At 69.2% G+C, this 14287-nt stretch carries 13 protein-coding genes; 3 read left to right on the forward strand and 10 right to left on the reverse strand.

Annotated elements, in window-relative coordinates:
* Positions 1 to 23: 23 nt before the first annotated feature.
* The gene (locus tag FCG67_RS17790; protein ID WP_136911007.1) at positions 24 to 1250 is read left to right on the forward strand and encodes an amidohydrolase; all 1227 of its coding nucleotides are present in this window, start codon (positions 24 to 26) and stop codon (positions 1248 to 1250) included.
* A gap of 6 nt (positions 1251 to 1256) precedes the next feature.
* Here the strand turns inward: FCG67_RS17790 and FCG67_RS17795 are convergent, their stop codons facing one another.
* From FCG67_RS17795 to FCG67_RS17815, 5 genes are all read right to left on the reverse strand, one after another.
* Complete coding sequence (locus FCG67_RS17795; protein WP_136911008.1) at positions 1257 to 2594, reverse strand: DUF1254 domain-containing protein; 1338 nt, start codon at positions 2592 to 2594, stop codon at positions 1257 to 1259.
* 348 nt (positions 2595 to 2942) lie between these two features.
* Positions 2943 to 4616: a SulP family inorganic anion transporter gene (locus FCG67_RS17800; RefSeq protein WP_246045128.1), complete on the reverse strand. Its 1674-nt coding sequence runs from the start codon at positions 4614 to 4616 to the stop codon at positions 2943 to 2945.
* A 2-nt stretch (positions 4617 to 4618) separates the two neighbouring features.
* Complete coding sequence (locus FCG67_RS17805; protein WP_136911009.1) at positions 4619 to 6982, reverse strand: arylsulfatase; 2364 nt, start codon at positions 6980 to 6982, stop codon at positions 4619 to 4621.
* A 123-nt stretch (positions 6983 to 7105) separates the two neighbouring features.
* Entirely contained in the window at positions 7106 to 8809 is a 1704-nt protein-coding gene (locus tag FCG67_RS17810) for a SulP family inorganic anion transporter (RefSeq protein ID WP_425467852.1), read from the reverse strand.
* 150 nt (positions 8810 to 8959) lie between these two features.
* Positions 8960 to 9796, reverse strand: coding sequence for an SDR family oxidoreductase (locus FCG67_RS17815; protein WP_136911011.1), 837 nt, complete (start codon positions 9794 to 9796; stop codon positions 8960 to 8962).
* Positions 9797 to 9935: 139 nt separating this feature from the next.
* On the opposite strand from FCG67_RS17815, the gene FCG67_RS17820 reads away from it, so the two are divergent.
* Positions 9936 to 10415 (forward strand): MarR family winged helix-turn-helix transcriptional regulator, encoded by a 480-nt coding sequence (locus tag FCG67_RS17820; RefSeq protein ID WP_169310555.1) that lies wholly within the window; start codon positions 9936 to 9938, stop codon positions 10413 to 10415.
* Positions 10416 to 10433: 18 nt separating this feature from the next.
* Here the strand turns inward: FCG67_RS17820 and FCG67_RS17825 are convergent, their stop codons facing one another.
* The 5 genes from FCG67_RS17825 to FCG67_RS17845 form a co-directional block, all read right to left on the reverse strand.
* Entirely contained in the window at positions 10434 to 10784 is a 351-nt protein-coding gene (locus tag FCG67_RS17825; protein WP_136911013.1) for a hypothetical protein, read from the reverse strand.
* Positions 10785 to 10813: 29 nt separating this feature from the next.
* Positions 10814 to 11314, reverse strand: a complete 501-nt coding sequence (locus tag FCG67_RS17830; protein ID WP_136911014.1) for a GtrA family protein — start codon at positions 11312 to 11314, stop codon at positions 10814 to 10816.
* Positions 11315 to 11354: 40 nt separating this feature from the next.
* Positions 11355 to 11969 (reverse strand): TetR/AcrR family transcriptional regulator, encoded by a 615-nt coding sequence (locus FCG67_RS17835; RefSeq protein ID WP_169310556.1) that lies wholly within the window; start codon positions 11967 to 11969, stop codon positions 11355 to 11357.
* 83 nt (positions 11970 to 12052) lie between these two features.
* Positions 12053 to 12823: a crotonase/enoyl-CoA hydratase family protein gene (locus tag FCG67_RS17840; protein WP_136911016.1), complete on the reverse strand. Its 771-nt coding sequence runs from the start codon at positions 12821 to 12823 to the stop codon at positions 12053 to 12055.
* 12 nt (positions 12824 to 12835) lie between these two features.
* Entirely contained in the window at positions 12836 to 13819 is a 984-nt protein-coding gene (locus FCG67_RS17845) for a pirin family protein (RefSeq protein WP_136911017.1), read from the reverse strand.
* A gap of 94 nt (positions 13820 to 13913) precedes the next feature.
* Between FCG67_RS17845 and FCG67_RS17850 the strand changes: the two genes are divergently transcribed.
* The gene (locus tag FCG67_RS17850) at positions 13914 to 14264 is read left to right on the forward strand and encodes a GNAT family N-acetyltransferase (RefSeq protein ID WP_136911018.1); all 351 of its coding nucleotides are present in this window, start codon (positions 13914 to 13916) and stop codon (positions 14262 to 14264) included.
* Positions 14265 to 14287: the final 23 nt, after the last annotated feature.

A 14287-nucleotide genomic window follows, 5' to 3' on the forward strand; every position in this document is an offset into this window, starting at 1 on the left:
GCCCGTCGAGCGGAAGGACCACCATGGTCGACACCACGGCCCTGACCGAGCTGTACAAAGACCTCCACGCCCATCCCGAGCTGTCGTTCCACGAAACCCGGACCGCGGGTATCGCCGCGGACCGACTGCGTGCGCTGGGTTTCGAGACCAGCACCGGCGTGGGCGGGACCGGCGTCGTCGGAACACTACGCCGCGGTGACGGCCCCACCGTGCTGTTGCGCGCCGACATGGATGCGCTGCCGGTCGCGGAGGAGACCGGGCTGTCCTATGCCAGCACCGCACGCGGCACCGATCCCGACGGCGCGGACGTCCCGGTGGCGCACGCGTGCGGCCACGACATGCACGTGGTGTGCCTGCTCGGCGCGCTGGAAGAGTTGGCGGGCGACCGAACCGGATGGCGCGGAACGATTCTCGCGGTGTTCCAGCCGGCCGAGGAACTCGGTGGCGGCGCGCAGGCCATGGTCGACGACGGCCTGTTCGACAGGTTCGGCACCCCCGACGTGGTGCTTGGTCAGCACGTGGGCCCGTTCCCGGCCGGCATGCTCGCCGTCCGGCCGGGACCCGCCTTCGCCGCGACGGACGCACTGCGAATCAGGATGTTCGGCAAGGGCGGCCACGGCTCGCGGCCCGAGACCACGATCGATCCGGTGGTGATGGCCGCGTCGACGGTGCTACGGCTGCAGACCGTGGTGTCCCGCACAGTGGCCGCGACCGACACGGTGGTGCTGACGGTCGGATCACTCCGCGCGGGCACCAAGGACAACATCATCCCCGACGATGCCGTGCTCGAGGTCAACATCCGCACCTACGACCCCGCGGTACGCACCAGGGTCCTCGACGCGGTCACCCGCATCGTCAACGCGGAGGCCGCCGCCGCGGGCGCGACCCGCACGCCGGAGATCATCCCGATCGACAGCTTTCCGGTCCTCGTCAACGACCCGGCCGCCGTCGCGCGCACCGCCACCGTGTTCCGGTCCCGGTTCGGAGACGATCACGTCTTCGACCCCGGCCCCGTCACGGGCAGCGAGGATGTCGGGGTCTTCGCGACCGCGTCCGGAGCACCGTGCTGCTACTGGCTGTTCGGCGGCGCGGACCCGGACGCATTCATGCGGGCCGCCGCGGCCGGGACCACCGACACGGACATCCCGTCGAACCACTCCGCGCGCTTCGCACCGGTCCTCGAGCCGACCCTGACCGTCGGCATCGAGGCGCTGGTGGTGGCCGCCCGGGAGTGGCTGGGACAGAGCTGAATCGGCTCAGCTGACCTTGACGAACGGTGGGACCTCGTAGGTCCCGTCGAACACCTCTGGCCGCGGACTGTACATCCGCAGCAGCGGCCGGAAGCCCGCCGTCGGGGTCGGCAGCCAGTTCGCCCGCGCAGTCGGGTCCGTCGGTTCGGCGGCGCTGAGGGTGATCGTCAGCGAGCCGTCCTCCCCGTACACCAGCCCGGGGGTGCGGTCGCCGATCGAGTACCGGTCGATCGGGTTGTCGACAAGGTAATACTCGGGCAGGTCGTACATGGTGATCGACCAGAACGCGTCCACCGGCGGTGTCTGGGTGAAGGTCAGTGTGTAGCTGCGCTCGCCGGTCAGCTCGTCGCCGTCGCCGTCGAGGTAGACCGGGGAGTAGGCCGCCTCGTATCCGTGGTTGCCCCACAGACCGGCCATCGCCGCGGCCGCGCGCAGACCGATCGCTTTGCTGCGGTCGTCGATTCGCCACTCCGGCGAGTTGATGGTGCCGACCTCGAAGTAGTCGTCGTTGTAGTCGAAGACGTGGAATGTCTGATGCCATCCGTTGACGACGGCGTCGCCTGCCCCCGACCTGAGCGCGGCCACCAGTCCGTCGTGACCCGTCTTCGCGCCTGCGGCCAGCGCCGCGGTCAGCTCGGGCTCGGCCTCGGCATACGGCGAGGGACCCCATTCCAGCAGGCCGAGCAGCTCGAAGGCCTGCTGCAGCGGCAGGTCCTGGGCCGCGGGCGGATAGGCCTGCAGGTAGACCCGGAGCTTCTCCCAGAACGCCAGCGCCTCGGGCACGTTCGGATCCGGGGTGGGCAATCCCAGGGGTCGGGTCTGCTCGCCGACATCCGTCAGCGTGAGCTGTTGCTGCAGGGCACGGACGCGGGGCAGGTCTGCCTCGCCGGTGCAGGCCCACCGCCCCACGATCGACGCGACCCCGGTGGGGCAGGAGATCCTGCGGACACCTGCCGGCGTCTGCCCCGACCAGCCCGGCGGGGTGAGCAGGTATCGCCCCGCGGCCGTGCCGGTGGCGCGCTTGCCCACATACGCGAAATTGTCGGTCCAGGCGTCCACGAACTGGAGCACGTAGTAGGCGCCGGCGGTGTCCGGGACCTCCAGCAGCAGTGGACCGTTGGTGAGGTCGAGCTGCCCCATGGAGTACACGGTGTCGTTGTTGATGGAGACGAAGGTGTCCTTCGGTCCGGCGAGATCGGCGGCGTGGCTGAACGCGTTGAACGGGGCGGCGGCATTGGCCCCGACACCCGTCGTCGTGTAGCGGCGCACCTGATCCAGATTGAACACCAGGGGGAATCCGTACACGTAGGCCTTGGTGGCCAGATCCCTCAGTTCGACACCCACCGAATACACCCCTTCTCCGACGTTTCCCCATGGCACCACGGAGAACGGTGCGTCCGCCTCACCCGTCTCGTGTGAGTTGCGAAGCACAACACCGACCTGACCTCGGTGGCACCCGCGCCGTCGACAGAAGGGGCTTCCATGCCCGAGCAACTCCCCGGATCCGTACTCCCCATTCCCGATCAGCAGTACCAGGGGCCGTTGTTCTTCGACGCCAAGCACGCGGAGGCGAAGCTGCCCCCGATCGAGATGAACCGCCCGCAACCACCACGCCGTCGGGATGGGCCACATCACCGAGATGGCAGCTCCGCGCCCGTGAGTGGTTGACGAGTCCAGAGACTCGTCAACCACTCACGGGCGCGTAGCGCCTATCGCGTCGTCGACGGTCACGAAGATCCGCCCCGACTCCTCGAACTGCCGACCCAGCGCCGTCTTGCGGGCGGTCTCCATGTCGCGCTGCGGCACGGCCACGAAACAGATCGTGACGCCACGAGCGGACAGATCCTGCTCGAGGTCCCGGATGTGATGCATCACCGTCGTGGTGATCTTCCACGCCCGCGAACAGTCCAGCACGACGGTCTTCGCACCCGAGGCCTCGATGCGTTCCGCAATCGCCGTGACGTTGGCCAGCACGTTCGCCGTGTACAGGGCCGAATTGATCCGAAGCACAAGCGGATCGGCCGGATCGGTCGGCGCGTCCTCGTCACCGCCGACCCACCGGCCGTCCGCGCCCTGGTACAGCTGCACCACGTGCGGTCGGTTGAGTTCCCGAAGCACCAGATACAGGGTGAACAGCACGCCGACGGCGACCGCGGGCAGCAGACCGGCCGTCAGACCGATCAACGCCGTCGCCAGCGCAATCCAGAACTCCAGCTTGTTGATCCGCCAGAACCGTGCGAACGCACCGATGTCCACCAGGCCGAGCGTCGCGACAACCACCATCGCCCCGAGCGTCGCCTGCGGCAGGTCGCTGAGCACCGGGGCGAGGAACAGGGCAACCAGTACCGCCAGCGCCGCGGTCACCAGCCCGCTTGCCTGGGTGCGCGCCCCGGCCCGCAACGCCACCGCCGTCTGCGAGAACCCGCCCGCCGGAGGCAGGGTGTGGAAGAACGCGCCTGCCACCGAGGCCACACCGTTCGCCAGCATCTCCTGGTTGCTGTCGATCTGCGGCTCGCCCTGCCTGCGCACCCCGCGCGCGACCGACACCGTCTCGAGGAAGGCCATCGCCGCGATCGCGAGCGCGCCGGGAATCAGCGCGCCGGTGTCGTCCAGACTCGGGATGCCCGGCAGCGGAATACCCTGCGGGACCGCCGCGATCAGCTCCACACCGCGGCCGTCCAGCCCCGCGAACGCGACCAGTGCGATGCCGGCCGCGACCACCACCAGCGGTCCGGGGACGCGGGGCACCAACTTCGACATCGCGTACAGCGCGCCGATCGACCCGACCGCCAGGAGCACTGTGGCGCCGTTCGCGTCACCGATCTGACGCAGCGCCGACCACACCACCCGGAAGAAGCCCGTCGCGTCCGGGTCGGACGGCACACCGAGCAACTTCGGCAGCTGACTCGCGGCCACCGTCAACCCGACGCCCACCTTGATACCGGTCAGCGTCGCCTCGTTGATGTTCTCGATGATCGACCCGAGCTTGAGCACCCGCGCCAACAGCAGGATCACCCCGACCAGGAGGGTCAGCGTCATGAGCGAGGTCTGCGCGTCCTCCGAGCCGGCCGCGATCCCGGCCCCGATCATCGTCGACGCCGTCAGCACGGCGATCGTCGACGTGGTGCTGACGCTGACGGCCCTGGCCCCGCCGAGCATCGCGTACACGACCATCGGGACCATGCAGGTGTACAGGCCGATCTGCACCGGCAGGTCCGCGATGGTCGCGTAGGCCATCGCCTGCGGGATGACCACCGCGCCTGCGCTGAGCCCCGCGACGACATCGGCGCGCAGCCAGGACTTCCGGTAGCCGACCAGCGTCGGCGCCAGCACCGCGGCATCGCGCCGCACTTTGAGCCCCGTCACGACTACTGCTTCATCATCGCGACGTTCATCAGGTGCTCGGGCTCGACGAGGTGACTGTGATCGTCCTCCCCGAGGTCGATCACCACCCGGTCGATGGTTCCGGTGAACGCATTACCGGTCGCCTGGTAGTCCGACGACACCGGCGAGGCGAGATCCTGTCCGACGTCGACGGTTTCGTCGAAGGTGAACTGGAACGGGAGTGTCCGCTCTACCCGTCCCTCCCCGATCTTCGCCTCACCCGCGAACAACGACACCGTGCCGCCCTTGCCGAGCCCGCCGCCGTCGTACGCGAAATGCAGTCGCAGTTCCTTGGTTCCCGCCGGAACCGTTGAGTCCGAACGCACGATGTCGGTACTGATGCCGAGCAGGTTGTACGCGAACGCGAGCGTGCCGTCGACCGTGTAGAACGACCAGCCGCCGTAGGCGCCGCCCTGGGCGATGATCACCCCGTTGACGCCGCCGTCCGGCACCTCGACCGTCGCGGTCACCGTGAACGACTTGTTCTTGATGTTGATCGCCGAGTTCTCGCTCAACCGCCGCATCCCGCGATAGAAGGTCTGGCTCTGCGCCGTGATCAGCGCGGGCCGTCCTGCCAGGTCGGGGTTCATCCGCTCCGCCGAGCGGATGTCCATCGGCAGCACGTTGAACCGGGCGGCCTGGATGAGGAACAGCCGCTGCAGGTGGGCGAGCTTCTCCGGGTGCTCGGCGGCGAGGTCGTGCGATTGTGTCCAGTCCTTCTCTACGTCGTAGAGCTCCCACACGTCCTCGTCGAGGCCGTGATCGGAACCCACCCAGGGGTCTTTGTGTTTCGCGACCGCCGTCCAGCCCTTGTGGTAGATCGCCCGGTTGCCGAGCATCTCGAAGTACTGGGTCTCGTGCCGCTCGGCCGCGCCGGCATCGGCGAAGGTGTAGTTCATCGGTGTGCCCTCGTACGGGCGCTGGGTGACGCCGTGCACCGTCGTCGGCTCGGGAATGCCCGCCGCCTGCAGCACGGTCGGGGCGACGTCGATGACGTGGCTGAACTGGCTGCGGATCTCGCCGCGCGCCGCGATGCCGTTGGGCCAGCTGACGATCGTGCCGTTTCGGGTGCCGCCCCAGTGCGAGGCCACCTGCTTGGTCCACTGGTACGGCGTGTCCATCGCGTGCGCCCACCCGACCGCGTAGTGGTTGTACGAGCTCGGCGTGCCGAGGTCGTCGATGTGTGCGGCGACGTACTCCTCGGTCTCGATCTCGTTCAGGTGGTTGATCGTGAAGCCCTCGTTGGTGGTGCCGTGCATCGATCCCTCGGCGGAGGCACCGTTGTCGCCGATGATCACGTAGACGAGGGTGTCGTCGAGCACGTCGAGCTCCTCGAGCGCGTCGAGAAGCCGGCCGACGTGGTGGTCCGCGTAGTCGAGGAAGCCCGCGTAGACCTCCATCTGCCGGGCGAGCGCCGGCTTGATGGTCTCGCTCATCTCGTCCCAGGAGGGGATGCCGGGGCTGCGCTCGGTGAGCACCGCGTCCTGCGGGATGACGCCGAGCGCCTTCTGCCGGGCGAAGGTCTCCTCGCGCAGGGCATCCCAGCCCTGGTCGAACTTGCCTCGGTACTTGTCCGCCCATTCCTTCGGCACATGATGTGGGGCGTGCGTGGCGCCGGGCGCGAAGTAGGTGAAGAACGGCTTGTCGGGCGCGAGGGACTTCTGCTGGCGCGTCCAGTCGATGGCCTTGTCGGTCATGTCGCCCATGAAGTGGTAGCCCTCTTCGGGCGTGCCCCACGGCTCGATCGGGGAGGTGTTCTCGTAGATCGCCGGGTACCACTGATTGGTCTCGCCGCCGAGGAACCCGTAGAAGTACTCGAACCCGCCCCCCGGGTGCGGCCAGTGGTCGAACGGGCCCACCGGCGAGGCCTCCCACACCGGAACCTCGTGGCACTTGCCGAACTGGGCGGTGTTGTAGCCGTTGAGCTTCAGGGTCTCGGCAAGGGGGGCACAGTTGTTGGGGCGAAGCGAGCTGTAACCGGGTGCGCTGGTGGCAATCTCGGTGATGCCACCCATCCCGACCGTGTGGTGGTTGCGCCCGGACAGCAGGGCGGCACGCGTCGGGGAGCACAGTGCGGTGGTGTGGAAGCGGGTGTACTTGAGGCCCTGCGCCGCGACCCGCTCGAAGTTCGGGGTCTCGATCGGACCACCGAACGCGCTCGAGGCGCCGAAGCCCACGTCGTCGATCAGCACCACGAGCACGTTCGGGGCGCCCTCCGGCGGGAGCAGGCGGCGGATAGGCGGGAACTTCGTGTCCGGATCGGTGGCGTCGTAGGTGACGGTGCCGGTGTACGCGAGGTCCGGGATGGGCAGGGTTGCGCGCTGGAGACCATTCACGTCATTGCTCATGATGTCGAGACCTTTCCGTCGTGTTCACGCAGGCAACCGACCGCGGACTGGACCGCCGTGGCCGGACGTCATCCGATGGGTGTGGGTACTTGTGTCCTCATTTCGGTCTCCGCCGATGTCATGTCAGATCCCCGAGCCCTGGTCGGCGAGGGCCCCGGCGACGGTCGGGTACACCCCGAGGCCCCTGCCGTCCGGAGCCGCTTGCTTGAGCGTGTCCCGGAACTGCCCGATGTCCCGGGCAACCCGGAGCTCGATCCCCTTGCGCCCGAGCGTGTCCCGCAACTGCATCAGCATCTCGGCGGCGCTGACGTCGATGAACGGCGAAGTCTCGGCATCCAGCACGACCGTGCGGGTCTCGTCGGTGCACAGCGCCTCGATGCTCTCCTTCACGTGGTCGGCGTTCGCGAAGTACAGGCCTGCCTCGACGCGGACCACCACCACGTCCGGGCGGGTGGCGATGTCCGGATGACGCTCGGCGTCGACCCACAGCGAGCCCTCCTTCGCCAGCGCCGCGACGTGCGGACGCGACGAGCGATAGAGCAGCAGCAGCATCGACACCCCGATGCCGATCACCAGGCCAGGGAGGGTGTCGAACAGCAGGACACCCATCATCGCGGCAACCGCGCCGGCAAAATCGGCGCGGGCGGCGGGCCCGTAGATGCTGCCGAGCCGCTGCGTCCACACACCGTAGAGCCGCTTCAGCGCGGACACGTCGACCAGCTCGATCACCGCGGCGATGACGACCGCGGCCAGCGTGGCCTCGGGCAGCTTCTCGAACAATCCGGTGAGGAAGAGCAGCGTGACCACCGTGAGCGCCGCGACGACCAGGCCGCTGACCTGAGTCTTCGCCCCCGCTCCCCCGTTCACCGCGGTCTTCGAGAGGCTGCCGTTGACGACCATTCCCGACGCCAGACCCGATCCGAGGTTCGCGGCGCCCAAGCCCAGCAGCTCGCGGTTGGCGTCCACCTCGTAGCCGGCCTTCGCCGCGTACGTCTTGGCCGCGCCCAGGCCCTCCGCGAAGCCGATCAGCAGCACGCCGACGGCGGGGCCCAGCAGGTCCACGTAGTCGTCGAAACCGACGCCGCCCGGCAGCCCGACCGAGGGCAGCCCGGAGTCGATGTGCCCGACGATCTCGACGCCCTCGCCGTCCAAGCCGAACACCGTGACCGCCGTGATCCCCAAAAGCACCGCGAGCAACGATCCCGGGACCAGCGGCAGCCAGCGCTTGAGGCCCAGCACCACCGCGAGGCTGAGCAGGCCGACGGTCAGCGTCCGCCAGTCGGTGTCACCCAGCTGACTGATGACGCCCCAGGCCTGCTCGAAGAAGTTGCCCTCGGACTTCGGCACCCCGAACAGCTTGGGCACCTGGCCGATGATGATGGTCAGCGCGAGTCCGACGATGAAGCCCTTGAGCACCGGCTCGGAGATGAAGGACGCGATGAAGCCGAGCCGGATCATCCCCGCCAGCAGGCCCACGATGCCCGTCGCGATGGCCAGCACCGCGGACAACGCGATGTACTTTCCGCCGTCGGCGCCGGCCAGCGGCGCGATGATCGCCGCCGAGAGCGCCGCGGTCGCGGACATCGGGCCGACCACCAGGTGTCGCGAACTGCCCACCGCCGCATAGAGAATCAGTGAGGGGATCGCCGCGTACAGCCCGACCACCGGCGGAACCCCGGCGATGGTCGCGTAGGCCAGGGCCTCCGGCACCAGCACCGCCCAGACCGTGAGTCCGGCGATGACGTCGGGGCGGATCCACTTGCCCTGGTAGCCCTGGAGAGAGCCGAACAGCAGCCAATGCCTCCGCACCTTCTCTGTCGAGATCACGGTCGGCCGACTCCCTTCGTACGGTCGCCTCATGATCGGTGGTCCGACCCCGGCTGCGCCTCACCTTGCGAGGGTGAGGCGCAACCGGTCGACCTCGATGACCGACGGGCGCGAGGCTCTCGTCGAGGGCTGAACCGACGGGGCGGCCTATCAGGCCCCGGCGTCGGCGGCGTCGAGCAGCGGCTGACCGATGACGCCCATCGTGGCGGACGCACCGCCGAGCGCCCATCCCCCGTCGGTGGCCATGACCACGCCCGACACGTAGTCGGCGAGCGGGGACGCCAGGAACCGGCAGACGTTGGCGACGTCGCGCGGGGTCCCGTATCGGCGCAGGGGAACGCTGTTGGTGACGAGGGCCCGGTCCTCCTCGGTCGGCGCGAGGCGAGCCATGCCCTCGGTCCCGTCGATCGGGCCCGGGATCACGCCGTTGACCCGTACCCCGGCCGGACCCCACTCCAGGGCGAGGACCTTGGTGAGCATGTCGACGCCGGCCTTGGCCGCGCACACGTGCGCCTGCGTCACCGTCGGGAGCACCGCCTGCGGCGCGGAAATGTTGATGACCGAGGCGCCGGGCTTGCGCAAGAACGGGTATGCGGCGCGCAACACGTTGAAGGTGCCGAGCAGATCGATGTCGACGACCGACTTGAATCCGTTGGCCGATAGCCCCAGCGCCGCGGCGGGAAAGTTGCCCGCGGCGCCCGAGACCATCACGTCGAAGTCGCCGAACCGATCGTGCACCTGCTTGAGTACGGCCTCGGTCGCAGCGTAATCGCGAACGTCGGCGCTGCCGCCCATGGCCTCGGCCCCGAGCGCGGTCAGCCGCTCGACGGCGGCGTCGACCTTCTCCTGCCTGCGGCTCATCACCGCGACCCGGGCGCCCGCCCTGGCGAAGTCTTCGGCGATGCCGAGGTTGATCCCGCTGGTGCCGCCCGCAACGAACACGGTCTTGCCGGTCAGATCGATCGACTGGACGAACTCGGTGGCCATGCCAACTCCCTCGCTGTAGAAATAATCAGTGCTGCGAATGGTTTCTGTCGCGGACCATACTGGATGCGAGCGCTGGGGCGAGGGCGTGGCCCCATATGATCGTCATTCCCAACCGCCCTGGAATCGGAGGTGCCGACTCGTGGCCGAGCCCTTGGTCTCCGACGCCGCGGCACGCCACACCGGCTGTCTGCTGATGAAGCTCGGGCAGGCGATGTCCCGCCTCAGCGAGGATCGGCTGGCCAGCCTGGGTCTGCGCACCCGGCACTACCTGATCCTGCAGGCACTCGCCGACGCGGGCGCTCGCTCCCAGCTCGAACTCGGAAACCAGCTGCGCATCGATCCCACGACGATGGTCTCGTCCATCGATCACCTCGAAGAGCTGGGATTGGCCGATCGATCACGCGACCCCCAGGACCGCAGGCGCTTCCTCATCGCGATCACCGACGAGGGCAGGCGCGCCGCCGCCGAGTCCGACGGATTGCTGGCCTCGCTCAACGAGGAGGCCCTCGCAGACCTCGATCCCTCGCGGCGCGACGACCTGCACCAACTGCTGCTGGCGCTCAATTCCGGGGATGCGCTGCCGCGGGCGTACGACGCCACCCGGGACGTTCCACACTGATCCCCGCTCCGGTCCGGGCTACCCCTCGGGCTGATCCCGCCCGGCCGCGGCCCGCACCTTGTACAACACGACCTGCTCGTTCGCGAACGAGAGGGCCGTCGCGGGGCTGGTCCCCTCGCCCCTCGGCGCCAGGTGCAGCGGGATCTCCGGGCTGATCCCGAGCACGTAGTCCCGCATCTCCGCCCGAGCCGGTTCGTCGAGCCCGCCGCCGATGACGACCAGGTCCGCCTCCCACTCCGCCAGGATCCGCCCGATCAGGGCGCGGTCGTTGGTCGCGACCACGTCGCGGCCGACGCGGCGCAGCTCCTCCGCCAGGACGTCCAGGGTGGATTGGCGCCTGCCGATGAGCAGGAGCCTCGGTTCCGCCATCTCCGCCTCCCCCTTCGCGGTCGACTCCGCTACGAGAACACCCAACCACGCAGGGCAAGGAAGCGCAGGACACCGACGAACGCGCTGACCGCGACCACCGCGACGGCCTGCACCAAGCCGCCCGCCGACGGCAGCCAGAAATCGAGGAGGGCGAGCGAGAGCGTGCTCAGCGCCAGCCCGACCAGCGCGAGCCCGCCGCCCTCCCATTGTGCCGGGAACCAGCGGACCCGCGCGGATGCATGGAAGGTCAGCCTGCGGTGGAGTTCGTTGGCCAGGGCGGTGCTGACCACCACACCCGCGAGGTTGGCCGCGAACGTGCCCCGGGAGTGGAGCAGGAGGAACACCAGCGCGTAGACGATGTTGCTCGATCCGCCGACGAGGACGAACCGGACGAACTGCGCGATGACGCCGTCGCCCCGAAGGCGACCACTTCCGGTCCGCCCCCTGATCCAGGGATACGTCGCGCCGGGATCGTCGCGGACGGGCGCAGGGTCGCCGCGACCGTCACCGTACGTGATCACGTCGTCCATGAAAGCCCCTTCTCGACGCGGACATCCGCATCTGTCCCCCTCAGCGGGACGTCGCGTCGCCGACCGGAGACGCGCCGCCCGCGGTCAGTGCCGGCACCACCACGCCGTCGACGACTCGCTCGATGAAGGCCAGGTCGATCGGCTCTGCCATGACCGACAGCCGGTGGAAGGTGATCGCGGGAAAGATGGTGCCGATCAGATCGATGTCCCGGTCGCCGGGCACCTCTCCCCGTTCGACCGCCCTCGAGACGACCGTGGCGAAGACCTGCTTGTACGGCACCGAGATGGCCTGGTTGACCGCCTCACGCAGCCCGCAGTCGTGCACCATCCCGGTGAGCAGGCCGCCGATCACCGCGTCGCGCCGCGAGTCCGGGTCGTGCCAGGCCCGTGCCATGTGCACCAGATCGGTCCGAAGATCTCCGGTGTCGGGCGCGTGGGCGATCTCGTGGAGCAGCGCGACCGCATCGGCGACGAGCTCCGGCTTTCCCGCCCACCGCCGGTAGACGGTCGTCTTGCCTGCCCCGCACCGGGCCGCCACGGCGTCGATCGACAGCCGGTCGAACCCGACCTCCGCCAGCAGATCCTGGGTCGCGACGAGCAGCGCCCGATCGCGATCCGCGTCGCGCGGACGACCGGCCTTGGCTGACGATGACACGGTGACCTCCATTGGAATATAGATACGCTACCGTTTCGTATCCTATTCCCGAAGGACGGGGCCACCTCCTGGCCCGCCCGCGGTCACTCGAAGGTGCCGTGCCGCCCGGCGCCCTCCGCGAAGCGCGTGGCGCCCTCGAAGGTGCCGTCCGCGAGGGAGATCGCGCCGTGCCGCAACTCGACGAGCATCGCCTGGTCCTCCGCCAGCCCCTCCTGCTCCAGGACGGAGAGCCGGTCCTGACGCATGCAGGTCTGGGGAAACGCCGCCAGCTCGGCCGCGAGCCGCTGGGCGGCCGCCACCGCCTCGCCCGCAGGGACCTTCCGATTCACCAGCCCGATGCGGTGCGCCTCCTCCGCGTCGACCGGGCGCCCGGTCAGGATCAGGTCCATGGCGTGGCCGGCGCCGATCAGGCGCGGCAGGCGCACGGTGCCGCCGTCGATGAGCGGTACGCCCCAGCGCCGGCAGAAGACGCCGAGAACGGCCCCCTCCTCCGCCACCCGCAGGTCCGCCCACAGGGCGAGCTCCAGCCCACCCGCCACCGCGTGACCGGTGATCGCGGCGATCACCGGTTTCGAGAGCCGCATCCGCGAGATGCCCATCGGGCCGTCACCGTCGAGTGCGACACGATTGCCCGACCCTGAGCTGATCGCCTTCAGATCCGCTCCCGCACAGAAGGTTCCACCCTCCCCGTGCAACACGGCAACCGCGGCGTCCGAGTCGGCGTCGAAGTCACGGAAGGCGGCCGCGAGGGCCTCCGCGGTGGGTCGGTCCACCGCGTTGCGGACGGCGGGCCGGTTGATGCTGATGGTCGTGACCGGGCCGTCCCGTCGGACGAGAACCACATCATCGGTCATGGGTCGCCTTTCTCAGCGCCGCGGCTTGAGGCGCGTGTTCGGCAGGATCGGCGCGGGGATGGTCTCGCGCCACTCCGCGGGGAACGGACCGTACCGTCCGGGCGTGGCTGCGGCCCGATCCGAGCGTTCGCGCTGCCAGTCCTCGCGGAACTGCACGACCTCGTCGTGGCTGCGGCCGATGAAGTTCCACCACATGACGATCTCCTCGCCGAGCGGTTCACCGCCGAGCAGCAGGATGCGCGTCTGCTCGTCGTCGGAGGCCCGCACCTCCATCCGGGTGACACCCTGCGACAGATACACCAGTTGCCCCGGCTTCGCGCCCACCCCGCCGACGGTCGCGCCACCGGTGTCCACCAGCACGCCGTGCTCGAAGGCAGGGTCGAGGTCGAGCCGCAGGGACCGGCCGGGCGGCAGGGTCAGCTCGGCGCCGAGCAGCGGACTGAACGTCTTCACAGGGGATCGCTGCCCGAAGAGCACGCCAAGGAACACCAACACCCGCACCCCGTCGTGATCGACCACCGGCGGCGCGTAGTGCTCGAAAGCGGGTGCGGTGAAACGATGTTCGTTCGGCAGCGCCACCCACAGCTGGACACCGTGCAACACGGACGTCTGCGGCGTCGAGAACTCGGAGTGCGCGATTCCCGAGCCCGCGGTCATCAGGTTGATCTCGCCCGGCCGGACCAGCGCATGGACACCCGTGGTGTCGCGGTGCTCGATCTCGCCGGTGAACAACCAGGACACCGTCTGCAGCCCGGTGTGCGGGTGGCCCGCGACCTTCATACCGCCGCTGGCCGAGACATCGTCGGGCCCATAGTGATCGAGGAAGCACCAGGCGCCGACGAACGACTGCGCGCGTTGCGGGAGCGAGCGCCGCACCGGCATCGCACGCGGGCCACCGAGGGGGACGTCGCGGAAGTCCAGCAGCCGCGGGCCGCTTTCGCCTCCGTCGTCGCCGGCGCAGACCACCTCATCGGGAGCGGGGTCGAGATTGCTCATCGTTCCTCGATCCTGGGCGCCGCGGCCCCTCGACGGACTCCGCCCGAACCTCTGCCGGACCGCATCCAGGGTATCGCTGCGGCATAGTGGGGCCATGGCAGACGAAAATGTCGCAGATGCGCCGGCCCCCGTGGTCCGAGACGCCCCCGCGCTGCACCGCTACGAGGTCCACCTCGGTACGGAATTGGCCGGATTCACCGAGTATCTGGATCGGGACGGCCAACGGATCTTCTTCCACACCGAGATCGGGGAACAGTACGGCGGCCGCGGCCTGGCGAGCCGGTTGATCCACGACGCTCTCGCCGAAACCGTCGGCGACGGCAAGCGGATCGTCCCCATCTGCCCCTTCGTCGCCGGCTACCTCGAGAAGCACGACGACTTCGCCGCCGCGGTGGATCCGGTGACGCGCGAGGCGCTGCAGGCCGTGCGTGACTCGCAAGCCTGACGGAATTTTCGCGCCGGGCATCG

Source organism: Rhodococcus oryzae (genome assembly GCF_005049235.1).
GTDB classification, from domain to species: Bacteria; Actinomycetota; Actinomycetes; order Mycobacteriales; family Mycobacteriaceae; genus Rhodococcus_G; species Rhodococcus_G oryzae.

Bases quoted from the DNA above. Each gene is read 5' to 3' on its own strand.
- FCG67_RS17790 (WP_136911007.1), top strand. From the start codon at position 24: ATGGTCGACACCACGGCCCTGACCGAGCTGTACAAAGACCTCCACGCC.
- FCG67_RS17805 (WP_136911009.1), bottom strand. From the start codon at position 6,982: ATGAGCAATGACGTGAATGGTCTCCAGCGCGCAACCCTGCCCATCCCG.
- FCG67_RS17815 (WP_136911011.1), bottom strand. From the start codon at position 9,796: ATGGCCACCGAGTTCGTCCAGTCGATCGATCTGACCGGCAAGACCGTG.
- FCG67_RS17825 (WP_136911013.1), bottom strand. From the start codon at position 10,784: ATGGCGGAACCGAGGCTCCTGCTCATCGGCAGGCGCCAATCCACCCTG.
- FCG67_RS17830 (WP_136911014.1), bottom strand. From the start codon at position 11,314: ATGGACGACGTGATCACGTACGGTGACGGTCGCGGCGACCCTGCGCCC.
- FCG67_RS17840 (WP_136911016.1), bottom strand. From the start codon at position 12,823: ATGACCGATGATGTGGTTCTCGTCCGACGGGACGGCCCGGTCACGACC.
- FCG67_RS17845 (WP_136911017.1), bottom strand. From the start codon at position 13,819: ATGAGCAATCTCGACCCCGCTCCCGATGAGGTGGTCTGCGCCGGCGAC.
- FCG67_RS17850 (WP_136911018.1), top strand. From the start codon at position 13,914: ATGGCAGACGAAAATGTCGCAGATGCGCCGGCCCCCGTGGTCCGAGAC.